The organism is Microcoleus sp. D2_18a_D3 (assembly GCF_036702455.1).
GTDB lineage: Bacteria > Cyanobacteriota > Cyanobacteriia > Cyanobacteriales > Microcoleaceae > Microcoleus.
In genome coordinates, this window is sequence record NZ_JAUBTK010000026.1 from 1 (window position 1) to 22373 (window position 22373).

Annotated in this window: 22 protein-coding genes; 6 read left to right on the top strand and 16 right to left on the bottom strand. The window is 46.5% G+C overall.

The features are described 5' to 3' along the window. Positions 1 to 130: 130 nt before the first annotated feature. The 10 genes from QUB06_RS14335 to QUB06_RS14380 form a co-directional block, all read right to left on the bottom strand. Positions 131 to 523, bottom strand: a complete 393-nt coding sequence (locus QUB06_RS14335) for a transposase (RefSeq protein ID WP_333435810.1) — start codon at positions 521 to 523, stop codon at positions 131 to 133. Between the two features lie 56 nt (positions 524 to 579). Next, positions 580 to 2259 carry a calcium-binding protein gene (locus QUB06_RS14340; RefSeq protein WP_333435811.1) on the bottom strand — a complete coding sequence of 560 codons (1680 nt, stop codon included), beginning with the start codon at positions 2257 to 2259 and terminating at the stop codon, positions 580 to 582. Positions 2260 to 2631: 372 nt separating this feature from the next. Then, complete coding sequence (gene crn3, locus QUB06_RS14345; RefSeq protein WP_190741266.1) at positions 2632 to 2964, bottom strand: CRISPR-associated ring nuclease Crn3/Csx3; 333 nt, start codon at positions 2962 to 2964, stop codon at positions 2632 to 2634. Between the two features lie 171 nt (positions 2965 to 3135). Then, positions 3136 to 4065, bottom strand: a complete 930-nt coding sequence (locus QUB06_RS14350) for a DUF192 domain-containing protein (RefSeq protein WP_333435812.1) — start codon at positions 4063 to 4065, stop codon at positions 3136 to 3138. 19 nt (positions 4066 to 4084) lie between these two features. After that, complete coding sequence (locus tag QUB06_RS14355; RefSeq protein WP_333435813.1) at positions 4085 to 5818, bottom strand: NAD+ synthase; 1734 nt, start codon at positions 5816 to 5818, stop codon at positions 4085 to 4087. 87 nt (positions 5819 to 5905) lie between these two features. Then, positions 5906 to 6199, bottom strand: a complete 294-nt coding sequence (locus QUB06_RS14360) for an isochorismate lyase (RefSeq protein ID WP_333435814.1) — start codon at positions 6197 to 6199, stop codon at positions 5906 to 5908. Between the two features lie 70 nt (positions 6200 to 6269). Next, a complete protein-coding gene (locus QUB06_RS14365; RefSeq protein ID WP_333435815.1) occupies positions 6270 to 7019 on the bottom strand; it encodes an NrtR DNA-binding winged helix domain-containing protein in 750 nt (249 codons plus the stop codon). After that, entirely contained in the window at positions 6980 to 7579 is a 600-nt protein-coding gene (locus QUB06_RS14370) for a nicotinate-nucleotide adenylyltransferase (RefSeq protein WP_333286505.1), read from the bottom strand. The genes QUB06_RS14365 and QUB06_RS14370 overlap by 40 nt, the downstream gene beginning before the upstream one ends. A 148-nt stretch (positions 7580 to 7727) precedes the next feature. Next, the gene (locus QUB06_RS14375) at positions 7728 to 9131 is read right to left on the bottom strand and encodes a nicotinate phosphoribosyltransferase (protein ID WP_333435816.1); all 1404 of its coding nucleotides are present in this window, start codon (positions 9129 to 9131) and stop codon (positions 7728 to 7730) included. A 211-nt stretch (positions 9132 to 9342) separates the two neighbouring features. Beyond that, the gene (locus tag QUB06_RS14380) at positions 9343 to 9522 is read right to left on the bottom strand and encodes a hypothetical protein (protein ID WP_333435817.1); all 180 of its coding nucleotides are present in this window, start codon (positions 9520 to 9522) and stop codon (positions 9343 to 9345) included. Between the two features lie 108 nt (positions 9523 to 9630). Between QUB06_RS14380 and QUB06_RS14385 the strand changes: the two genes are divergently transcribed. After that, positions 9631 to 9780 (top strand): isochorismate synthase, encoded by a 150-nt coding sequence (locus QUB06_RS14385; RefSeq protein ID WP_333143642.1) that lies wholly within the window; start codon positions 9631 to 9633, stop codon positions 9778 to 9780. 67 nt (positions 9781 to 9847) lie between these two features. Here the strand turns inward: QUB06_RS14385 and QUB06_RS14390 are convergent, their stop codons facing one another. Continuing rightward, on the bottom strand, positions 9848 to 10036 hold the full coding sequence (locus QUB06_RS14390) for a hypothetical protein (RefSeq protein WP_333435818.1): 189 nt from the start codon (positions 10034 to 10036) through the stop codon (positions 9848 to 9850). A gap of 588 nt (positions 10037 to 10624) precedes the next feature. Here QUB06_RS14390 and QUB06_RS14395 point away from each other — a divergent pair. The 3 genes from QUB06_RS14395 (at position 10625) to QUB06_RS14405 (ending at position 18238) form a co-directional block, all read left to right on the top strand. Continuing rightward, a complete protein-coding gene (locus QUB06_RS14395; RefSeq protein ID WP_333435819.1) occupies positions 10625 to 12412 on the top strand; it encodes an NHLP bacteriocin system secretion protein in 1788 nt (595 codons plus the stop codon). Positions 12413 to 12634: 222 nt separating this feature from the next. Further along, on the top strand, positions 12635 to 14845 hold the full coding sequence (locus QUB06_RS14400; RefSeq protein ID WP_333435820.1) for an NHLP family bacteriocin export ABC transporter peptidase/permease/ATPase subunit: 2211 nt from the start codon (positions 12635 to 12637) through the stop codon (positions 14843 to 14845). Positions 14846 to 15271: 426 nt separating this feature from the next. After that, positions 15272 to 18238, top strand: coding sequence for an NHLP bacteriocin export ABC transporter permease/ATPase subunit (locus QUB06_RS14405; protein WP_333435821.1), 2967 nt, complete (start codon positions 15272 to 15274; stop codon positions 18236 to 18238). Positions 18239 to 18406: 168 nt separating this feature from the next. Here the strand turns inward: QUB06_RS14405 and QUB06_RS14410 are convergent, their stop codons facing one another. The 5 genes from QUB06_RS14410 to QUB06_RS14430 all read right to left on the bottom strand — a co-directional run bounded on the left by QUB06_RS14410 (position 18407) and on the right by QUB06_RS14430 (position 20874). Next, entirely contained in the window at positions 18407 to 18541 is a 135-nt protein-coding gene (locus tag QUB06_RS14410) for a hypothetical protein (RefSeq protein ID WP_333337017.1), read from the bottom strand. A gap of 136 nt (positions 18542 to 18677) precedes the next feature. Beyond that, positions 18678 to 19628 (bottom strand): GNAT family N-acetyltransferase, encoded by a 951-nt coding sequence (locus tag QUB06_RS14415; protein ID WP_333435822.1) that lies wholly within the window; start codon positions 19626 to 19628, stop codon positions 18678 to 18680. Positions 19629 to 19705: 77 nt separating this feature from the next. Next, entirely contained in the window at positions 19706 to 20239 is a 534-nt protein-coding gene (locus QUB06_RS14420; RefSeq protein WP_333435823.1) for an NHLP leader peptide family RiPP precursor, read from the bottom strand. Between the two features lie 76 nt (positions 20240 to 20315). Beyond that, positions 20316 to 20576 carry a hypothetical protein gene (locus QUB06_RS14425; protein WP_333435824.1) on the bottom strand — a complete coding sequence of 87 codons (261 nt, stop codon included), beginning with the start codon at positions 20574 to 20576 and terminating at the stop codon, positions 20316 to 20318. A gap of 118 nt (positions 20577 to 20694) precedes the next feature. Then, the gene (locus QUB06_RS14430) at positions 20695 to 20874 is read right to left on the bottom strand and encodes a hypothetical protein (protein WP_333435825.1); all 180 of its coding nucleotides are present in this window, start codon (positions 20872 to 20874) and stop codon (positions 20695 to 20697) included. A 464-nt stretch (positions 20875 to 21338) separates the two neighbouring features. On the opposite strand from QUB06_RS14430, the gene QUB06_RS14435 reads away from it, so the two are divergent. Continuing rightward, positions 21339 to 21719, top strand: coding sequence for a CVNH domain-containing protein (locus QUB06_RS14435; RefSeq protein WP_333435826.1), 381 nt, complete (start codon positions 21339 to 21341; stop codon positions 21717 to 21719). Positions 21720 to 21864: 145 nt separating this feature from the next. Continuing rightward, on the top strand, positions 21865 to 22257 hold the full coding sequence (locus QUB06_RS14440) for a hypothetical protein (RefSeq protein WP_333435827.1): 393 nt from the start codon (positions 21865 to 21867) through the stop codon (positions 22255 to 22257). The last annotated feature ends 116 nt before the right edge of the window (positions 22258 to 22373 follow it).

Consider the following 22373-nt stretch of genomic DNA (forward strand, 5'->3'; position numbering starts at 1 on the left):
AAATCGTAGACTCTACTACCACATATTGAACGTGCATGGGTTCGTGTTAACCCTAATAAAACGCCCATTTCATCCAAAAAAACGAGGTTGTCAGGGTCAATATTTTTCACTTTTTCCCAATATTCACACCTCAGAATTTGCACTCTTTCAGTGGCAGCCTGACTACTGCGTATGGTCTTTTTTTTAGCGTTAAATTTTGTTTTTGTAATTCACGACACATCATGCTAGGGCTGACAGCTTCCTTGTAGTTCATAAGCCAATATTCACAATATTCTGACAACGTGCTATCCGGATATTTTTCTACCATCTGGATCAATTCAGTTGTGCGCGAGTTTAAGACACTTTTAAGACTTCCACCTTGTTTTCTGGGTTGAACATGACCAATGGTTTGTTTTTGTTTTAAGATTTTTTGAACAAACCCTTTACTCACATCAAATCTGGCGGCTACTTTTCTAATCGAGGTATCACCTTGTTCATAAATTTTAACTATTTTCTCACGCAACTCGATCGAATAAGGTTTCATTTTTTTCGCTTATGTACTAAATACAGTGTATCATATATACATGGAATATGCTGTATCTAAACAGACACGAAATCTTCTGGGCCAATGAAATTGGGAGCAACGCCTGTCAAAGCAGCTAAAACTTCACCGCTGCTGGCTACTCTAATTAATGTGCTGTTAGTTCCAGGAGAAATTGATAGCTGTCCGAAGGTCAAGCCGTTGATTAATTGAATGGTATCTTGAGAGTTGGCGAAATCAGAGATGGTATCAACTCCCAATCCCGCACCTAAAACAAATACATCGTTGCCCACGCCACCGACTAGAATATCGTTGCCCAAACCGCCGTTGAGGGTGTCAAAACCTTTTCCCCCAGACAGGTTATCGCTGCCGTCGCCACCATTGATGATATCGTTGCCCCGCAAACCAGTCAGCACGTCATCGCCTGCCAAACCGTTGATGGTGTCGTTGCCGGGAGTGCCAGTGAGCACGTCGTTGCCGGGAGTGCCGTTGATGACGTTTGCAGAGTTATTGTTGCCGATGTCAGAAACAAAGATGTCGGTGGTATTGTTGGTATCCCCCGGCACGAGGTTGGATGCACCAGATGCAAACGCCACAAACCGCCCGTCGGCTGATATTAAGGGCCCAAATAACGCGTCGTCATGCTGCCCCCGATCGCCTGCTGAATCTACAGAGACGCGGGTGATAGTATTGGTTGACAAGTCCCGCACGAAGATGTCCTGTTTATTGTTAGTGTCTCCCGGCACGAGGTTGGAGGAACGAGAAGTAAACGCCACAAACCGCCCGTCGGCGGAGATGGAGGGGTTGAAGGAGTTTTCGTCCCCCTGAATGCCTGCTGAGTTTACAGAGACGCGGGTGGTAGTATTAGTTGACAAGTCCCGCACGAAGATTTTAGCTTGGTTAAAAAAATTGTTAGTGTCTCCCGGCACTAGGTTGGATGCCTGAGATTCAAACGCCACAAACCGCCCGTCGGCTGAGATGGAGGGACTGGAGGAGTCGCTGTTCCCCGGATTGCCTGCTGAGTCTACAGAGACGCGGGTGGTGGTATTGGTTAACAAGTCCCGCACGAAGATGTCGTCGCGATTGTTCGTCTCTCCCAATCGGTTGGAGGCAAAAGAAGTAAACGCCACAAACCGCCCGTCGGCTGAGATGGAGGGGGTGAGGGAGTCGCTGTTACCCTGATTGCCTGCTGAGTCTACAGAGGCGCGGGTGGTGGTATTGGTTGACAAGTCCCGCACGAAGATGTCGAACCGATTGTTCGTGTCTCCCGGCACTAGGTTGGAGGCAAAAGAAGTAAACGCCACAAACCGCCCGTCGGCTGAGATGGCGGAATTGTTGGAGTCCCTGTTCCCCTGAATGCCTGCTGAGTCTACAGAGACGCGGGTGGTGGTATTGGTTAACAAGTCCCGCACGAAGATGTCGCTGGTATTGTTAGTATCCTCCGGCACTAGGTTGGAAAAAGATGCAAACGCCACAAACCGCCCGTCGGCTGAGATTGAGGGATGGGAGGAGTCGTTGTTTCCCTGAATGCCTGCTGAATCTACAGAGATGCGGGTGGTAGTATTGGTTGACAAGTCCCGCACGAAGATGTCGTTTTTATTGTTGGTGTCTCCCGGCACGAGGTTGAATGCCTGAGATTGAAACGCCACAAACCGCCCGTTGGCTGAGATGGAGTAAGCGTTGGAGAAGCCGTTCGCCTGATTGCCTGCTGAGTCAACAGAGACGCGAGTAATGGTCATAAGTCCTCACACTAAAATTGCAAATTTGCTAAATTTAGGAGTGTTTTGTCGATCGCCCGAAGCTTCTGACAAAAAAGATTCGCGCGGGTGTGTGGCGATCGACTAATGTTTCTGAATAGACTTCTCCAAAAATTATATTATTGTGGCACAGGCATCCTGCCTGTTCAAGACTTGCTTTTCTGGAGCGGCATTCATAGCTGGATATTCTGGTGCACAATAGTTCGGACCATTCACTTAACACGCTCTAATTTAATCGCCACTCTCCTGGATTTGTGGTGGAAACAGTAGTTAGCGTGTCGCTAACGCAGGTAATATGCCCCCACCACGGGAAGTTTTATTTTTATTTATTATCACCTAAAACTCAGGAGAGTCTTAATCGCTTGGTAAACTCAATTTTAATACCTGTCCAACAGATACCTCGTGCTTGTGCGTCGCTACTACCACCGCACCTTCTAATCGCGGATCGTAACATCCCACCCAAGCTGCAGGATGACATTCGTGCACTAAATACCCGTACAGCCAAATTGCTCCTCTACCTTCAATGACAATTCCTTGGCTTAATTGAACGTCTTGAGGAAGTTTCAAACCTTGTAAATCATCTGGTGTGATGATACCGTCTTGAGTTGTAATTCGCAAGCGCAAATGTTGGTAAGCTAAACCGTCTTGAGTTTGGTTGGGGATTATTTTTAATTCAATAGGATTCATGGGATGCACAAATGTTGAATGCTGCGATAAAATCATATCATGTCCGGTAGTATGGGCGGGGGCGGGTTTATTATATTGTAGATTATGGGCAATTCTTGTTTGTGAACCCGCCCCTACAAAATTTAATATCATACAAGTCCGAATCAAACAGACATGATATCATCTACCTTTTTAGGGTAAATTGGGAATCCGATCGCCAACTTTGAGTCCCAATTGGGCCGCCCTTCCGCCTCTTAGTTCGATCACTCCGTCAACGGGAACATCCGGGCCATAGTTGGGGCAGGTTTCGGTCAAACACGGCGGTACATTAGGAATTATTGCCTGCACTACGCCTTCCCGCAGAAAAACCATATCGAGCTCAATAAACACGTTTTTCATCCAAAAACGCACGTTTCGCGCTGGTTCGATGGGGAAAAGCATTCCCCTGTCATCTGGCAATTCTGTCCGAAACATTAAACCTGTGGCTTGTTCTTGGGGAGTTTGCGCCACTTCTAGTCCGATCGCGCGATCGGCTATAATCGTGTTAACCGAAATTGGCAAAAGCTGACCCATATCTATCCCCCCAAACAGCGACATAAAGTTGGATTCAGTCAGATTAGAATTTCCCGAAACAACTCCTAAATAATTACCAGAGTTTTTGTCTTTCATAATAGTTTGGTTATCGGAAACAGAAATATCTAAATCGCTAAACTTCATGCCTTCTGTCAAGACAATTTTATCATTGCCGTTGCCAAAATCTGTAATTATATCGGCTTCAGTAATAGTAAATGCGGCGGAGGTTCTTTCAATCACAAATAAATCATCCCCCGCCCCTCCTGTTAAGATATCCCCGCCTTCGCCGCCTATTAGCAAATCGTTACCCCGATCGCCAAACATCCAATCCGACTCTTGTCCTCCATAGATTGTATCGCTTCCCTGACCCCCAGACAGCGTATCAGCGCCTTCATTTCCTGCTAGCAAATCATTGTCCCGATCGCCAAAAATTCGGTCATTTCCCCCCAAACCTTGAATAGTATCATTACCCGCAAATCCTCTCATCGTATCGTTGCTGAGAGTTCCCGCGAGAAAATCGAAGCCGAAAGTACCGTCGATGTTAACCATTGTGCGTTTAATGATGCGTTTAATAGAATGAAGATTTGGCGATCGGCATCCGCCAACCGGTACCAAAAGCTCGATCGCTAATTTTCAAACCCGGGGCTGCTTGCCGCCGTTTAAACTCCGCTTGCCTCACTAATTTTACTACCCGTTTAACCACGGCTTCATCGTGTCCGGCAGCGACCATTTTTTGGGCAGATTCGTGATGTTCTATCAACCGATACAAGATGTCATCCAAAACATCGTAATCCGGCAAAGAATCTTGGTCAATTTGGCCAGGTTTCAGTTCAGCACTCGGCGCTTTATTAATAATATTAACCGGAATGATTTCTTTTTTTCCCCACAGAGCATCATCTTTCCCCTGCTCGAACTCAGAATTCAGCCACCTACAAAGCGAATAAACGCGAGTTTTCGGCACATCGGAAATCACCGCCAATCCCCCATTCATATCGCCGTAGAGAGTGCAGTAACCCACCGCCATTTCCGACTTATTGCCCGTCGAAAGCAGCAAATGTCCGAACTTGTTAGAAATTGCCATCAACAGATTGCCTCGAATCCGCGATTGAATATTTTCCTCAGCAATCCCGAAAGTTGTATTGACAAACAAATTGGCGAGAGTGCGATCGTAAGTTTCCATCAAATCGCCGATCGGCAATTGTTCGATCGCGATGCCCAGATTTCGGGCTAATTCCACAGCATCATTAACCGAATGATCCGAACTGTAAGGAGAAGGCATCAACACCCCTAGAACATTTTCGTGCCCGATCGCGCAAGTGGCGATCGCCGCCACCAAAGCCGAATCTATCCCACCGCTCAAACCGAGTACAACCTTAGAAAAACCGCACTTGCGGACATAATCTCGCACTCCCAAAACCAAAGCAGCCCAAATTTCTGCATCTCCAACCGCCGGATAAAAACTCAACGGCGCCGCCTCAATTCCTGCTGCACTTTGCTGATTGCTGCCCACTAAATCTTGTTTAGCTTGGTCATATTCCAGCACCGCAAAATCAGTTTCAAAAGAAGCTAATACCTCAATCAAATCACCCTTTCGATTCACAGCAAAACTGCTGCCGTCAAAAATAATATCGTCATTTCCCCCTACCTGATTAGCGTAAATAATCGGTTTCCCGCAGCGGATGACGCTGTGCTGCAACATCGCCGATCGCACTCCCCGCTTTCCCGCAGAATAAGGCGATGCCGACAAATTCACCACTAAATCTACACCCAATTTTGCCAAATCGGAAACCGGATCGCCCGCGTAACTGCGTTTACCCCAAAACTCCTCATTGTTCCACAAATCTTCACAAATTGTCACGCCGATTTTGACTTCGCCAATAGTAAAATAATTGCTGTTTTCTCCCGGTGCAAAATATCTGTCTTCATCAAATACATCATAAGTAGGCAACAAGCGTTTATGAAAAACTTGTTTGACCACGCCATTTTGCAACAAAACAGCGCTATTAAACAATGATTTTCCGCCTAGTTGAACAGCATTAGCATTAGGTAAGGCAGTGCCTGCTATGACTGCCAACTCCGGTGGCAAAGCTTGCGCCAGTTGCAGCAACTGTGCACCTGCATCTGCAATGAAACTCGGATTGATTAACAAATCGCGCGGCGGATAACCGATCAGGGAAAGTTCCGGTGTTAGCAATAAGTTTGCGCCCTCAATCTCAGCTTTTTTCGCAGCCTCCAGAATTAGGTGGGAGTTGCCAAAGATATCACCAATAGTAGGGTTAAGTTGTGCGATCGCAATTTTCATCTCACCAAATCACCTAATAAATATTGCTAACAGTCCGCCCGCGCGGACTCACTTTCCTATAGTCCTAGATTTGAATGTAGCGAAAGATTACTTGGATTTGTAATGTTTCAACTCTTCCTCAATATAATAATTTACCAAATCCCGGTAAATATTTTCAACCACATCAGGATTCAAACCCGATTCTTGAGCCCACTCGCGCCGCTTCTGTAACATATCGTGAAAGCGATCGAACGATTTAACGCTAGCTTCACTCGTTTTGAACCTTGCTGCCGCGATGACGTATTGAAATCTCTTGCTCAAAGCCTCGATCACTTCTCGATCGATGATATCAATTTCCTCCCGAACTTCGTGAATATTAGCGCATTCATCAGGGTCTTTCATCGTCTGCACTCCTTAATAGCTTCTATTCTAATGTTACTAAATTGATCCCAGAATGTCATCTAAGTAACAGCTAAATAAAAACCAACGGCTTATTTTTTAAAGGAGCAAAAGCGGCCGCATCAAAGCGGTACAAACTAGCAGGGCGGCCAGCCCCCCGCGAAACCTTAACACCGGTATCGCACAAAAAACCCAATTTTAACAATCGAGATCTAAAATTAGAATAATCAGAAAAACTTTCCCCCAAAATAGTTGTATAAAGCTGATACAAATCGCTCAAAGTAAAAACATCCGGCAAAACTTCAAAAGCTACCGGACTGTATTCAAGTTTGTTACGCAGTCGCCGGTATCCGTATTCGAGAATTTGATTGTGATCGAAGGCCAGCTTAGGAACTTGTTGCACGGGATACCAAGCAATGCCGCCGACGCGGTGGCCCACACCCGCCACTACACTCCCAGCAATTAACTCAGCTTCCTCAAAGCGAACCAAAGCAAAATAACTCACCGAAAGATAGCGATCGCCCCTGGTAACTTCCCGAGGATCGCGCCCCGGTTCTCCGAAAGTATACAATTGCTCCAGATACAAATTTTTTACCCGAATTTTCTCAGACAAAATCCGGTAAGCCGCATTTTCAAGAGACTCTCCGTCCCGCACCAAAGTACCAGGAAGACTCCAAGAATCCATAAACGGTTCGTCTTGCCGCATTACCAACAGTACCAACAAGCGGTTCTGCACGGCATCGACGGAAAAAATCACATTATCTACTCCTACTTTAAAGTCAGCTAATGAGCAACCTTCGCTCTTTTTCGTGCCTCGTGCCATGCGTACAAATGCTCCCTATTGATGTAATCTTCGATGGTCGGAGTCAGGGCTTGGGTGTCTCCTGTTTCCCGATAGAAGGTAGAAGAAACATTGGGACCATTCAAAGATGCGATCGCCACCTCTGCACCCATGCGCCTCAACTGCCACAAATCTAATTGTTCTGACGGATAACCCGGTCGCGGTACTATCAGCAAGTCCACTTGTTTTAACAATTGTTCAAATTTGTACCAGCGAGACAGTTGCCCCACCAAGTCCGAACCTATTACCAGCGTCAAATCTGCATTCGGCCACAGCAATCTTGCTTGTTCCACAGTTTCCACCGTCCTCGGACTGCTGAGTTCTGGATGCAAGCAAAGATTGTGTCTGGGCGAATTAATTTCTTGAATCATTAACAGCAGCATTGCCGATCGGTGTTCTAGAGAAGTTTGGTGCGACTTAAAAGGATTGTCCGACGCCCAAACTGCTACCCAATCAAAATGTTGGGAAAGCCAACTCAGAATTGTTTTGTGTCCTGCTGTGGGTGGATCGGCACTGGTTCCAAAAAGAGCAATCTTCTGCATAGGTAATCGGTAATATCGTTAATAGTTAATGGGGAATTGTTGACTAATGACTGTTGACTGTTGACTGTTGACTGTTGACTGTTGACTGTTGACTGTTCACTAATGACTACTGACTAATGACTAATGACTAATGACTAATGACTACTGACTACTGACTCTTTTTGGTTTTTTGGGTGAGACTCTGCAAATCTGTAGAAATTTCCACAGGCGGCGAAATCGGGTTGTCAAGTTGGCGAGTTTCGGGTCGAAGACTGGCGACAGAAGCAGCAGTTCGTTTGGCGATATCCTCCAAACTTTCGTGGTTCTGCACTCGTTTGCCATCCTTGACAACCAACTCCATTAATGGTAAGTAAGAATCGCAATTGTGAATAGTTTCTCCTGACAATCCCAAACAATCTCCGAGAATGTGTCCATTTTCAATATGTCTAAAAATTTGCTTTCTTCCTGGATATGTTACCTTGCCGCTTGCCTCTTTCATCACCGGAATTCCATCAATTTCCACCAACTTATAAACACCGTTCACAGGGGAACCGCTGACCAACTTGGTTCCCAAACCGTAACCGTCAATGCAAGCACCGCTACTTTTTAATTTAGCAATTTCTCGATCGTCCAAATCGCCACTAGCAAAAATTGGAACACCCGGAAGGATCGATCGAACTTCCCGAGACAGCACCGCCAAATCGCCCGAATCCAGCCGCACGCCTTCCAACAGCATTTCACCGCTGTTTACTCGATCGGCCAACATCCGCGCCGCCGCCACAGTATCATAAGTATCGATCAGCAGCGGCGCCCCCGGAAAATAGCGGTGAAAAGCTGCAAACGCCTGATTCTCGCTGCCTTCGAGGGCGGCAACAGCCATTACCAAAGCATGAGCCATAGTACCGACAGGCTTGCGGCCCAACTTCAAAGCAGCCAAAACATTAGAAGTTCCGTCGAATCCCGCAGCCAAGGCAGCCCTAGCCGCCCAAACAGCAGCTTGAGGCCCAAAAGCCCTGCGCGTCCCGAATTCCAGCAACTTAGCCTCTGGGCCCGCCACATCGCGCAGCCGCGCTGCCCGCGTCGCAATCAAAGTTTGATAATTTATGGCATTCAATAAATAAGTTTCCACCAACTGAGCCTGCCACAGAGGAGCCTCAATTCGCAGCAGAGGCTCGTTGGCAAACACCGCCGTCCCCTCCGGCACCGCCCAAACATCCCCAGTAAAGCGGGCTGTGGCGAGTAAAGTCCAAAATTGCTCCAGGGCGCCGGCAAAAATCCCAGTGGACTGCAAAGCCTGAATTTGCGCCGGCGAAAACCGAAATTTTTCCAAATAATCGATAACTTGAGCCAAACCCATCGCGATCGCGTAGCCAAAACCCTCTGGCAGCCTGCGCGCGAACAACTCAAAACTCGCGCCCCGCCCGTCGAGCCCTTCCCCGACGTAACAAGCGGCCATCGTTAGCTGGTAGAGATCGGTCAAAAGGCTGTAATCTGCTGAAGAAACCGTCAGTTCCCGGTCTTCTAAGATTTCGTCAAAACCTGTGAGCTGCAGGCTTTCTGTGGTAGTTTTCATAAGAAAAACCCCGGACAAACTTCTTTTTCTTAATTATAGTGACAAACACCATATCTTTTTGTAAATTTTTGATAAAGATTGCAGATATTTGTCGGAAAAATTCGCTGATTATGCCCTTTAATAGCGGATTTCGGTTAAGTGGTAGATTAATATTATGGTAAAATCAATATAAATACTTAATTTAACAAACTCAGGAATTAAGCAGAAACACTCAAGCGTTGCGGGTTTTTTGCGAAAATATTTCGTTGCAGCCTTTGAATAGAGTTAGACAACGCGGTTTCTGAGCGTCGGAGGGCGATCGCGACTGCTTGAGTTGAGCAAGGAAAAATCTACCAGCAAAAGGTCGATCGTCCAAAAATGCGTAATTTCTGAAACCTTCAGCTTGTTTCATTGTTGCAGACCAATAAGTAATTCAAATAAATATTGCTAAACTCATCCACAGCCCAAAAATCATAGTAATATTAAAAGTATCAGAACTCAGACAAGAGAGGCAGATTCTATGAATCTTTCTAAATCTTTGGCAAACGCGATGCGTTACGTTTCGGAAGCAGCGGTGCGGATTTTTAGCCCCAGCGATGACAACTATCCAAATAGTGGAGTTCAACCTTTTGAGGGTAAGCTTTCCAAAAGTTCTAAATCCAAAGAATGAACAGCCATTCCGGCAGTTTATAGCGAGTTCGGCACACGCATTCAGTTTAACAGTCAACGGTTAACAATTAACTGTTGACTGTTAACTTTTGACTGTTGACTGTTGACTGTTGACTGCTGACTGTTGACTGCTGACTGTTGACTGTTGACTGTTGACTGTTGACTGTTGACTGTTGACTGTTGACTAATGACTTTTGACTTTGACTCTTAATAGTAATTGTAGGTGGGGTTTCTCTTCGTTCTACCCAACATACCATTACCAATCACTAATTACACTGAGATTCCCCAACTGAGAAAAGGCATATTCAGTGTAGAGTAAGCTTTTTAAAGAAAGATTTGGGCGCGCGGTTTACTGCGTATAAATTAGAGAAACACCAAGCAAATCTAGAGCCTTTTGTTGCACTGGGGTTGGTTTAATGAACTTATCAAAAATCAAACTATATAGCAATCCTTAGCAGCACATTTTAAGTTGCTACTTCGATACCTTAGAGTAATTCTGCTCATTGACAAAAGTGTTTTTAACTTAACTGATGACCAATGTGTAGACACTGGCTGCGGGCGATACCTAGCCGAAAGTTCGGGTCATTCCCCCGTCTGAAGACTAGCTGCAAGCTGGTCTTTTTGTTAGCGGAAAACTCTACTGTTAGTTAGGTCTTACGAGGGTTAATTGTCGTAAAGTGATTTTACAGGCAAGCTGCAAACAGGAGTGAGAAGATTCAAGTAATTGCACGGAAGCTTTGAACGTTTGTTGGGAAATTGTTTGTGCCTCAATTGACTTGCAAGGAATTTCCCCTTCAAATACACCCCTGCTGACAGCGCGATCGCACTCTCGAAAGGAATAGCTGATGCAGGTAAAACAAAACAAACTTTTCACTACTGAAGCGATCGATCGCTTATCTTCACCGGAACGCCTCGACGAAATGATGCAGGTGGTTAGTCCTCGATCGTGGCTGCCACTAACTGCAATTGGCTGTTTAGTTGCTGCTGCGGGGGTTTGGAGTGCGATCGGGCGAATTCCGCTGACTGTTTCCGGTCAAGGCGTGTTGCTTCTGCCCCGCCGAGTCGTGCAATTTCAAGCTGCTAGTTCCGGTCAATTGGTAAAGCTAAATATCAAGCCTGGAGATGTTGTTAAACGGGGTCAGGAAATCGGTAGAATTGATAAACTAGACCTCAAGCAGCAGCTAGAGCAAGAGAAAGCGAAATTAGCTGAACTACAAGGGCAAAAGCAAGATACTAATAAGCTGCAAAAACAGCAGATTGCCCTGGAATTAAAAACGCTAGAACAGCAGCAAAAAGACCTTCAAGAAAGCTTGAATAGGGAGTCAGTTGCACCGATACTGCACCAGCAAAGTATGGCGGCATTAGAGCAAAAACGGCAAAGTTTGGAAGAAAGTTTGCGTCGAGAACAAATTGCGCCGGTACTGCGGCAGCAAACTCTGACAGCCTTAGCAGAAAAACGCCAAAGTTTGGAAGAAAGTTTGCGGCGAGAACAAGTTGCACCGATATTGCGGCAGCAAACTCTGGCCGCGATCGCCAAAAAACAGGACAGTCTTTTGCAGCGAAAGCAGCACATCACTTCTTTGGTGGAAACTTTGCAGCAGCGGTTTGAAACTCGCCGCGTTCTTTACGAACAAGAGAGGGCGATCAGCGAGGATGTAATGCTGCAAGCGAGACAGGAATTCGCGGACTCTCAGATGCAATTGGCGGATATTGAAACGCAGTTAAAGGAACTCGACGTTCAGAAAACCAATAGCGATCGCGAATTCCTGCAAAATCTCAATAAAATTGACGACCTCAAAAACAGCCGACAGCAACTCAAGGTAGAAGCTACCAATACCGAACGGGAGTACCTGCAAAATCTCAACCGCCTTAACGAAATTAAAAACAATCTCCAAGAACTTAAAGTTCAGAAAAGTAACACCGAACGGGAGTACCTGCAAAACCTGAATAAAATTGACGAAATCAAAACTAAGATTAAAGACATGGAAACCCAAGCGGTCAAACTAGCTCAACAAGATTTAGAGAAGTCGATCGCCCAAACAAATCAAATTCAGGAAGTTAAACGCAAGATTGCCCACTTGCAGAATCAGTTGACGGCCGACAGCAAAATTACCAGCCAATACGACGGCCGCGTTTTAGAAGTTAGCGCCGTTGCAGGTCAAATGCTGAACATCGGTACAAGGATCGGGACAGTTGAATCTAAAAATTCTCGCGAAAAAATGGTCAGTGTTGTCTATTTTGCTGACAGAGACGGCAACCAAATTAAACCGGGAATGACCGTACAAGTTACCCCTAGCGTCGTCAAGCGAGAACGCTACGGCGGCATTGTTGGCAAAGTAACCCAAGTTTCTCCTTTTCCGGTTACTAATCAAGATATGTCGGCAATTATCGGCAATGAAAATTTGGCTGACAGCATCGCCAAAAGCATCGCTGGCGGCGGTGCTCCCGTGCAAGTTTTTGTCGAATTGCAACAAGATCCGAACACTATCAGCGGTTACAAATGGTCTTCCTCGAACGGGCCTCCTCTCAAGATTTCCCCCGGTACTACGGCGCTAGTTCGGGTTCAAATCGGGCAGTTAGCGCCGATTTCTTACGTGATTCCTATTTTTAGGTCTTTGACTGGGGTTTATTAACAGTTGACAGTTGACAGTTGACAGTTGACAGTTGACAGTTGACAGCGGTCACGCTCGCTTTCTCCTTCCCAGGCAGAGCCTGGGAATGCCGACCGAGAGGCTCTGCCTCGCTCCTCCCGCGAGGCAGAGCCTCGCACCATGCGTTCCCAGGCTCTGCCTAGGAACGAGAGTTAACAAGAGTATTAGTCAGCATTCATCAGTCATTTTACCCATTAATAGCCGATGAAAATTCCCTGGATTGACAAGTTTTTTACGCCGCGCAAATTAAGGCGAGTTCGTACTCCCACCCTGTTACAAATGGAAGCAGTAGAATGCGGTGCTGCTGCTTTAGGAATTATTTTGAGTTACTGCCAACACCCAGTACCTTTAGCTCAATTGCGGAGCGAGTGCGGCGTTTCTCGCGATGGCAGTAAAGCTTCTAATATCCTCAAAGCAGCCCGAATTTACGGCTTAGATGCTAAAGGATTTAAAAAAACTGTTGAAGAGTTAAAAACTGTACCGCCACCTTTTATTGTATTTTGGAATTTCAATCACTTTTTGGTGGTTGAGGGGATGAAGAAAAAGCGCGTTTATCTCAACGACCCCGCATCGGGGCCGAGGACTGTTTCTCTAGAAGAATTTAAGTTTGCTTATACAGGCGTTGTTTTGACTTTTGAGCCTGGGCCGGAGTTTAAAAAGGGTGGGAAAAAACCGAGTATTGCCAGTGCTTTAGATTCCCGATTGCAAAATTCCCGTTGGGCGATCGCATTTTGTTTAATTGCTGGTTTATTACTGACTGTTCCCCGTTTGGCTGGCGCGGCATTTACCCAAATTTTTGTAGATGAAATTCTCGTCGAAAACCGTCACGAGTGGCTGCGGCCTTTAATATTGGGAATGCTGTTGGCGGCGGCCGTTCAAGGGCTGCTAGCGCGGATGCGGCTTTTCTATTTGCGGCGGCTGGCAAACAAGCTGGCGATTTCGATGTCGGGACAGTTTCTCTGGCATACTTTGCGCTTGCCTGTGGGATTTTACGCCCAGCGGTTTGCAGGTGAAATTAGCAGCCGCTGCCAAGTTAATGACAAGGTTGCTGAAATTTTATCGGGGAAACTTGCTGCAACTGCGATCGACGCGGTAATGATGGTTTTCTATGCAATAATTATGGTGATGTACGACTGGGTATTGACCAGTGTTGCGGCTGTTTTTGCAGCCTTAAACTTTTTGGCACTGCAATCTTTATCCCGCAGCCGCGTCGATGCTAACACCAGATTAGCTCAGGAAACAGGTAAGGTTGGCGGTGCTGCAATTGCAGGCATTCAATCTATAGAAACTGTCAAAGCTAGCGGTTTAGAATTCGATTTATTTTCTAAGTTTGCCGGGTACTATGCCAAAATGAGCAACGCCCAGCAAGAATTGGCTTTGCCCACTCAAATATTGTCAATATTACCAGCATTTTTAACGGCATTAGCGGCAACTGCTATCTTAGTTGTCGGGGGCTTGCGGGTGATGAACGGCGGTTTGAGTATCGGGATGTTAATTGCCTATCAAAGTCTCACTCAGCAATTCCTCCGACCCGTCAACAATCTAGTCAATTTTGGCAGCACTCTGCAAGAATTAGAAGCCGATTTAAGCCGACTTGATGACGTTTTACAAAACCCGATCGATCCAGAAGCAGACCGCGATTCTTTTCAGAGTCAAAACGGCCGCAGCGCCCTTGCACCAGATTCCTTTCACCTGCAAGGAAGCATTGAATTGCGGAGTGTCAGTTTTGGCTACAGCCGCTTGGAAGCGCCGCTAATTGACAACTTGAACTTAAGCGTAAAACCTGGTCAGCGGGTAGCGTTAGTGGGGGGCAGCGGTTCTGGCAAATCTACTATTGCCAAACTTGTGACAGGCCTTTACGAACCAATGAATGGCGAAATTTTATTTGACGGAGTTCCCCGCAATTTGATTCCGCGTTCTATCCTAGCAAATTCGCTGGCAATGGTCGAACAAGAGATATTTCTATTTGCCGGCACTGTTCGGGAAAATCTCACGCTTTGGGACCCCACAGTACCGGAAGCAGATTTAGTGCAAGCGTGCATTGATGCGGCAATTCACGAACTGATCTTGAATATGCCGGGAGGATACGATGCTCAACTCAATGAAGGGGGGACAAATATGAGCGGCGGACAGCGACAGCGCTTGGAAATTGCCAGGGCATTAGTGAGGAATCCAGCGGTGTTGGTGCTGGATGAAGCAACGAGTGCTCTGGATGCTGAAACAGAGTTAATTATCGATCGCAATTTGAGGCGTCGCGGTACTTCTTGTATTGTGGTTGCTCACCGTTTGAGCACGATTCGAGATTGCGATGAAATTATTATGCTAGCAGGGGGAAAAGTAGTTCAAAGAGGCACTCATGAGGAGTTGCAAAAGCTGGGAGGAGCTTATGCTCTTTTGGTTGGGAATGAAGAATAAATAGCAGAAATACAGTAGCCAGCCCGACATTCCGCCTGGGAATGAATTCCCTGTCTAATAGCTAAAGTCCTCTTCAGAGGACTGAAATGAGGGATGGTTTGATTTGGCTATTCAGTCTTATACCAATTTTTTATGAGGCTGTATAGAATACGATCCCCCCTAACCCCCCTTAATAAGGGGGGGACAATAATCCGATATTTCGTCCTCCTTAATAAGGGGGATTTAGGGGGAGCGAAATATGTGCAACGACCGATTAAATTGTTATTAGCTATTGAGTCGGTTTTAACCGACTTTAGCTATGAGACGGGGATTTTAATCCCCGGCGGATCTGTGGATTAACCCGATCGATTCGATCCGACTGTCTTCTTTGACGCAGGGCTTTACACCCCTGCCCGACTTGATATTACTAATCGCCAATTACTAGCTATGCTCGATCTAAATCCTGTTAAGAAACTGCACCGAATTAAAGGAAATGAACCGCTGCTGCTGAATGACCCGCATCAGGTATGGATTGTTAAGTCGGGCGCGATCGCAGTTTTTGCAGCAAAGATACAAAGTGAGAAGCCTGTCGGAAACCGCTATTATCTGTTCAGCGTCAGTTCCCGCGAGGCTTTGTTCGGCGCAGCTACCCCCCCCAGCCAGGGCGGGCACGGGGGCACCGCCCCTACAAGGGGGGGAGAAAATTTAAAACCAGGTTGGGGACTTCTGGCGATAGCGATCGCCGAAACGGAACTGGAACCGATCGCGATCGCAGATTGTGCCGCTTTAGTGGCTGCTGGTGACAGCAAAACGCGATCGCTTGTGGAAGAGTGGATACAGCATTTGGGAGAACGGGCGATTCCCTACGGGATAGATCCGCTTCACGCGCCGGAGGAAAAAGTTGCGCCAGAAACTGTTGTTTTAGCAGCCTCGCAGCAGATATCGCTGCAAAAAGGTCAAATGCTGCGATCGCCGCCGGGAACAGTTGTCTGGGTGCGCGTCCAGTCGGGCGATGCGAGTGTCGGGGAATTGAAGTTAAATTCCGCTTCCCCAGCGTTTCCTTTGGCTGGGAATATGCTGCTGGTGGCATCCGGGGAAGTTGAGGTGCAAATTTTCTCAACAGCAGAGGTGGAAAATGCCGACTGGCTGCCCGCGAGTTTAGCTTTGCTGCACGAGTATTTTTGCTGCTACTTGAACTTGCTGGTTTCCCAGCAAAAAGCAGAGGAATTCCGCCGCTTTCAGGAACGCGAACAGCTAAACCGCCAAGTAACTCAGACAGCTTTGGGAGAGTTAACCGAGGTTTTGCATCCCCGGAAAACTGCGTTGTCTGAGGAAGGAACGCCGCTGTTAATCGCTGCTGGGGCTGTAGGTAAGGCACAAGGGATAACAGTCAATCCCCCGGCGGGTTCCGAAGATTTCAGCCGGGTTAAAGATCCGATCGAGGCGATCGCGCGATCGTCCCAATTTCGCACCCGCCGCGTGTTGCTGGTAGGAGATTGGTGGCGGCAGAACTGCGGCCCGCTGTTGGCTTATACAAAGTGCGACAACCGTCCTGTAGCTTTGCTGCCCGGTAAGGGATCTCGCTATACTTTGTTCGATCCGATCGATCGCACTCGCAAACGGGTAACTAAAGCAATAGCCCAAGAGTTGTCGTCAGAAACTCTCATGTTTTACCGGCCGCTGCCGCTATTAGTTCACAACGCTGCGGAACTGTTTCGCTTCGGGACGAAGGGCTACGAAAAAGACATGATCGCTGCTTTCGGGCTGGGGATATTGGGAACGCTGCTGGGGATGGTGACGCCGCAAGCTACCTCGATTTTGGTCAATGATGCTATTCCTGACAGCGATCGTTTGTTACTGTGGCAGTTAGGGCTGGTATTGTTAGTTGCGGCGATCGGACGGGCTGTATTTAGCATGGCCCAAACAATTCTGACGCTGCGGATCGAAAATGCTGCCAGCGGCACTCTCCAGCCGGCAGTTTGGGATCGATTGCTGAGATTAAAACCGGCATTTTTTCGCAGCTATTCATCTGGGGACTTGCTAACTCGCTTATTAGCAGTTAATCAAATTCGCGCCCAACTCAGCGGCGCGACGCAGCGGACACTTTTGAGCGCCATATTTTCCCTGTTGAATTTGGGGCTGATGTTTGTTTACAGCCTGCCGCTGACTTTAGTCGGAATTGGTTTAACTTTTCTGGCGGTTATAGTAACAGTCACATCCAGCTTACTCTTAATCCCAAAAGAGCGGCAGATGGAAACAGGAGAAGGCGACATTAACGGGCTGACAGTAGAACTGATTAACGGAGTATCAAAGTTGCGGGTAGCAGCCGCTGAAGGGCGAGCCTTTGCAGCTTGGGCGAAAAAATACAGCCAACAAATTAAACTAAGAACGGGAATTAAACGAATTGACGACAGCGTTTCTGTATTTAACGAAGCGCTGCCGTTAGTAAGTTCTATTCTGATGTTTTGGTTTGCAATTATGTTCATGCAAACCTCTCAAACAGAAGGCGGCGGACTGAATATGGGGACGTTTCTCGCTTTTAATTCCGCCTTCGGAACCTTTCTTTCCGGCGTCACAGATTTGAGCAATACCCTAACTGATATTTTAGGAATTGTACCGCTGTGGGAGCGAGCCAAACCGATCGTCCAGGGAATCCCGGAATCTGACCCGACAAAAGCCGATCCCGGCCGCTTGAAAGGTCAAATTACGATCGATCGCGCGACTTTCCGCTACCGTGAAGACGGCCCCCCAATTTTAGATGATGTCAGCATCAATATTCAACCGGGGGAATTTATCGCGATCGTCGGGCCGTCGGGTAGCGGCAAATCAACATTATTTCGGCTGTTATTGGGATTTGAAATAGCACAAAGCGGCACTGTTTATTACGACAATCAAGATTTAGCAGGCCTCGACGTTCAAGCTGTGCGCCGGCAGTTAGGAGTAGTGCTGCAAAACGGCAGAATTAATGCTGGTTCGATGTTTGACAATATTACCTGCGGGGCGATGGTAACGCAGGAGGAAGCTTGGGAAGCCGCGCAAATGGCCGGTTTAGCCGCCGATATCGAACAAATGCCGATGGGAATGCACACGGTTGTCAGCGAGGGTGGCACGAATCTTTCGGGAGGACAGCGGCAGAGATTGTTAATTGCGCGCGCGATGGTTGTCAAACCAAAGGTTATCCTGATGGATGAAGCTACGAGTGCTTTGGACAACCGCACGCAGGCGATCGTTACTGAGAGTTTGGATAAGTTGAATGTGACGCGAGTTGTCATCGCCCACCGCCTGAGTACGATTCGCAATGCCGATCGCATTTATGTTATTGAAGCAGGCCGTTTAGTAGAATTCGGTTCGTTTGAGGAATTGGTAAAACAGGGAGGATTATTTGCTCGATTAGTGGCGAGGCAGATAGAGTAGAGATTCAAGGTAAAACCATTTTCAAGAACGGGCTCTCCGGCCCGTTCCACAAAGAGTTAATTTCTTGTGGAACGGGCCGGATATCCCGTTCATAAAAGCCTTATTAAAAATGGTGCAACATCTCAGTTACATCCGTTACATCCCGTACATTGCTCGTTGGCGAACTGCTTATTCTTTGGTTAGCAAATCGGGCAACCACAACAAAATTAGCAATAGCAAGCAGGCGATAACTAAGCCAACGCTAAATATTGTAGTGTTACCCAGATCCGGGGCTTGCTGCATGAGGTATAGTGCTTGTAACATAGAAAAATTTCTCCGACTAGCCTGTCATATCAACTCCGGTAGCATCGGAATTAATATTACCCAGAGTCAGGACACGGCACTGCCGTGTCCCTACAATTAATCTGGGTAGGGACACGGCAGTGCCGTGTCCTCGGTATCATTCCGGTGCAACCGGAAACGATATCAAACCCGTCATTCCTTCAAGGAAGACATTCGTCCCCCCATCTCCTAATGATTTAAAAGAACCCCTGCTTTCATCAATAGAAATCATGTAAGGTGCCATGCGTTTTTTGACGAAACTAACCATTGAGATATAGACGAACGGAACTGTCCAAATCCCTTTGGGAATCCCTGCTTGTTCTTGAATTTTAATGGCTCGAACGTAGAGGGGAATAATCCGACCCATTTTTTGCAGGTCTTGTCTGACAAAACTGCAAGTGTAGCGGATGGTGTCGGGTGCAATTCGATGGGTGATTACCCATCCTACTACTTGTCCTCGGTAACGCAAACCTACACTGTTTAAAGGTTCAAAATTTTCCTCGTTTTCAAAAGGAATCAACTGCGGTGGAATCCAAGGTTCTGCGGCTTGCTGCTGTTTAATAAAAATACGTTCCTCCGCCGTAATTTCAACCCACGGAAAGATTTCGTATGCAGCCGGTAGCGTTGCTTTCTGCATCCAAGGTGCATTTGCGATTTTATCTGTTGTCGATTTACACACAATCATCCGAGGCTGTGGAGGTTTCCAATTGCACTTTTGCAGCAGATTTTCTAAAGCTAATGTTGTTGGCTGTCCTGTTGTATAAACTATATTAACTATGGCGCAACCTCGCGATAATAACTCTTCCTCCAAACAAGTAAGGAGAGATGTGCCAATTCCTCGATTCCGGTATTTCTTCTCCACAAAAATAGATAGTACCTCCGCAGCTTTACCGTCGGGTAAAATGTCAGCTAAGGCTAAACCCACTGGCTCGTTTGCATCAGAAGCCGCGATCGCAACAGTAGAGCCTTCTGGTTTTAAGACTTGCAAGCGGTAGCGAAATCGCGGAAAGGTAAATGCTTGATAAGCAAATCCTGTTAAATGATTATCGATGCGATTCAATGCAAGCATATTCAATATCAGAGAAAGATTCGTAGGTTGGGTTTCGTGAACTCAACCCAACCTACATTTGTCACTAAAATCAAAGGTTACATACCTTCGAGAAATTCTAGGTCATAGACTCCCGGAAGCACGCTGCCGCCGCTAACCTGAACCTTATCACTACCACCCTTACCTGCGCCGCCTGCGATCGCCTCCAATTCCAAATCATTCAATTCAGCATCGGCAGGGTTAGCAGGAACAACCAAGTGCTTGACGGTGGGAGTATCTTCGTAAACTCGGATATCCACAGAATCAGGCAGTTGAATATCGGCTGCTGATGCGATCGCACTCTTTGGATCTGCAAGCAACTGGGTCTTAAAAGCTGCTTCTGTCAGAGCCTTTTTCATGATTTTACCCGCTACAGGATCTACCTTTTCTAGATCCACTCCTGCGGGAATTTCATCAAAGTTCGGCAGAACGTAGTTCATCAAATTGGAAGTATTTTCGTGAACTTCCACCGCCACTGAATCTGGAAGTTTCATCCCAAACTCTGCCAGAACATCCTTGGGATTGTTAAACAGGTTATTTTTGAGCTGTTCGTCACTCCAGACACGCTCTAATACTGCTTGGATTGCCGCCATTTTACTTTCCTCCAATGTCAATTATTTGCTGATTTTTCCGACATTTTCTACCGAATCGCTTCCAGTTACAATCGTCTCAGTTTTGCCCTCCGAAAGCGCGCGTCGCTGCTTCTATTAAGTTCATGGACGGGCCCCGAAATTTGGGCGGTTGGCCGCTGATTGTAAGAACAGGGATACCGGCAGCGCGAGCGCTATCGGCCATATCGGAACAGCCACCTGCGAGCGCATCGAGTTCCAAGTCGCTCAATTGTTGATTAGTTGAGTTTTCCGGTGCGGCTGCTGTGATTGCGGACGACTCGGAGGGTACTTCTTGCAAAAATCGATTGTTACTTTCCATCAGATGTTTTCTCCTTCGATAATTAGTGAAATTTGCTTCCAAAAGCGATCGCAGCAACTCCTAGCAAAATTGGCTGCTATCTAACCTTTTTACCGCTCAAATATCGTAAGCAGTAACTTCATTGCGGATAGAATCCATTGAGGGGTGTGTACATATAATAACCGCCCGCGATCGCATCTAATTCCGTATCGTTCAATTCTTCAGCAACAGAATTGGCAGGCGACTGTGGCTGTTGCACCGCAGAATCTTGCTCAACTTCTGCGGAAAACTGATTGACGCCTTCAAATTCAAAAGACATGAGATTTGCTCCTGATTTAATTGTTAAGGAAGTAACTCCTTATTTGTTTTTTTCCAGCTAGGCTATGGCTGGCCTATGCGTAAATTTAGTTTATGAAATTCCCCGGCTAAAGTAGCTAGCTCCAAGTTTAGTTTTGAACCTATAAAAACAACAGAGCTTTAACTCACCTTTAGTTGAGGAGATTACCTGAACTTTTGGCTAGGTATCCCAGATCGCATACAAATATATACTGGTAACACTCTCTTGCAATGACTAAAGCCTGCGTCCCATTCCTCCGTAAGTCTTGTCTAAGCAATAACAGCCTATATTTTAGGGCGACACCTAGCCAAAAGTTTAGGATTTTCCCTCACAGAGGCTGAGTCGCAAGCTGACTATTTTGCTAAGTTCATACTCAACTAAAAGCTAGAAAGTTTTTAGGGTTATTATCTTACGCTGAAAATAGTAAACCAACCAGAAAAAAGACCATGAACTTAATTAAATTGTCGGGATTATCGGCTTCAATCGTACTATCGTTATCCATCTTTCAGCAGCCGAGCCATGCTCAAAAAGCAAGTACCTTTGCTACCAGTTGCACGGACATTTCAATCAATGGCGCTCAATTATCTGCAACTTGTAACAAAAAAAATGGTACGACTCAGCGCACTTCCATTACCATTAAAGGCGTTCATAATCAAAATGGACAACTCGTGCAAGGTAATCTTAAGGAACAAAGTACGTTCAACCGAACTTGCACAGGCATCAGCATAAAGGGAGACGAACTGTCTGCCAATTGCCGCGGTGGAAATCAGCCATCTTCTGTCACATTACTAGGAATTGATAATAACGATGGCAACCTAACCTATTAGTTAGTGTAGTTGGGCGATCGCTTACTCAGTCTGGTTGTAAAGCCGATCGAGGAACGCCCCAAAACTTCCTCTCCTCAGCAAGCTGTAGCGAGGGGGGGAAATCGCCACCCTTTACTCTCAATAAATCCTGAAATTAGGGGCAATTATGTTTGAATTTTTGAAACTCTATCCTAACAAGACTAGCTTTTTTGTCGGTACCGCTATAGGTTTATGTACTTTTGTCTTGAGTACATCTCTTTGTGCTTTTGCTTCTGGATGCCCTAATGGAAATCCCTTTTTTCCTTTGGCTACATTTTTAGGAGCACTTTTCGTTGGCATTTATTGCAGTTGGCTGGTCAAAGGAAAACTCAAACTATTAGTCGGTTTTGTTGTTACCTTGTTAACTATATTTGCTGTAAGGTTGAGTGGTATTAGAGGGGTTTTAGATACACTTTTCGGAGGGGAAAGCTTTCTGAGCCATTCACTACTTTATGGTGTTATTACCCTTGTATTTGTTTCTGCTATAAGTGTCTTGAATAAGTCGGAAGCTCAAAATTAATTAGCGGACTATTCTGAATACAGTGCGATCGGGCGATCGGGCGATCGGGCGGAGTCAAGCGCGCCGCAGATATTATCGAACAGGTTGTGTTGACTGGGAAGCCTGTCTTGGCTTCT

Bases quoted from the DNA above. Each gene is read 5' to 3' on its own strand.
- QUB06_RS14380 (WP_333435817.1), bottom strand. From the start codon at position 9,522: ATGAAACAAGCTGAAGGTTTCAGAAATTACGCATTTTTGGACGATCGA.
- QUB06_RS14370 (WP_333286505.1), bottom strand. From the start codon at position 7,579: ATGCAGAAGATTGCTCTTTTTGGAACCAGTGCCGATCCACCCACAGCA.
- QUB06_RS14405 (WP_333435821.1), top strand. From the start codon at position 15,272: ATGCTCGATCTAAATCCTGTTAAGAAACTGCACCGAATTAAAGGAAAT.
- QUB06_RS14425 (WP_333435824.1), bottom strand. From the start codon at position 20,576: ATGGAAAGTAACAATCGATTTTTGCAAGAAGTACCCTCCGAGTCGTCC.
- QUB06_RS14335 (WP_333435810.1), bottom strand. From the start codon at position 523: ATGAAACCTTATTCGATCGAGTTGCGTGAGAAAATAGTTAAAATTTAT.
- QUB06_RS14340 (WP_333435811.1), bottom strand. From the start codon at position 2,259: ATGACCATTACTCGCGTCTCTGTTGACTCAGCAGGCAATCAGGCGAAC.
- QUB06_RS14395 (WP_333435819.1), top strand. From the start codon at position 10,625: ATGCAGGTAAAACAAAACAAACTTTTCACTACTGAAGCGATCGATCGC.
- QUB06_RS14410 (WP_333337017.1), bottom strand. From the start codon at position 18,541: ATGTTACAAGCACTATACCTCATGCAGCAAGCCCCGGATCTGGGTAAC.
- QUB06_RS14420 (WP_333435823.1), bottom strand. From the start codon at position 20,239: ATGGCGGCAATCCAAGCAGTATTAGAGCGTGTCTGGAGTGACGAACAG.
- QUB06_RS14400 (WP_333435820.1), top strand. From the start codon at position 12,635: ATGAAAATTCCCTGGATTGACAAGTTTTTTACGCCGCGCAAATTAAGG.
- QUB06_RS14350 (WP_333435812.1), bottom strand. From the start codon at position 4,065: ATGGTTAACATCGACGGTACTTTCGGCTTCGATTTTCTCGCGGGAACT.
- crn3 (WP_190741266.1), bottom strand. From the start codon at position 2,964: ATGAATCCTATTGAATTAAAAATAATCCCCAACCAAACTCAAGACGGT.
- QUB06_RS14360 (WP_333435814.1), bottom strand. From the start codon at position 6,199: ATGAAAGACCCTGATGAATGCGCTAATATTCACGAAGTTCGGGAGGAA.
- QUB06_RS14355 (WP_333435813.1), bottom strand. From the start codon at position 5,818: ATGAAAATTGCGATCGCACAACTTAACCCTACTATTGGTGATATCTTT.
- QUB06_RS14430 (WP_333435825.1), bottom strand. From the start codon at position 20,874: ATGTCTTTTGAATTTGAAGGCGTCAATCAGTTTTCCGCAGAAGTTGAG.
- QUB06_RS14385 (WP_333143642.1), top strand. From the start codon at position 9,631: ATGAATCTTTCTAAATCTTTGGCAAACGCGATGCGTTACGTTTCGGAA.
- QUB06_RS14440 (WP_333435827.1), top strand. From the start codon at position 21,865: ATGTTTGAATTTTTGAAACTCTATCCTAACAAGACTAGCTTTTTTGTC.
- QUB06_RS14390 (WP_333435818.1), bottom strand. From the start codon at position 10,036: ATGGTATGTTGGGTAGAACGAAGAGAAACCCCACCTACAATTACTATT.
- QUB06_RS14375 (WP_333435816.1), bottom strand. From the start codon at position 9,131: ATGAAAACTACCACAGAAAGCCTGCAGCTCACAGGTTTTGACGAAATC.
- QUB06_RS14365 (WP_333435815.1), bottom strand. From the start codon at position 7,019: ATGGCACGAGGCACGAAAAAGAGCGAAGGTTGCTCATTAGCTGACTTT.
- QUB06_RS14415 (WP_333435822.1), bottom strand. From the start codon at position 19,628: ATGCTTGCATTGAATCGCATCGATAATCATTTAACAGGATTTGCTTAT.
- QUB06_RS14435 (WP_333435826.1), top strand. From the start codon at position 21,339: ATGAACTTAATTAAATTGTCGGGATTATCGGCTTCAATCGTACTATCG.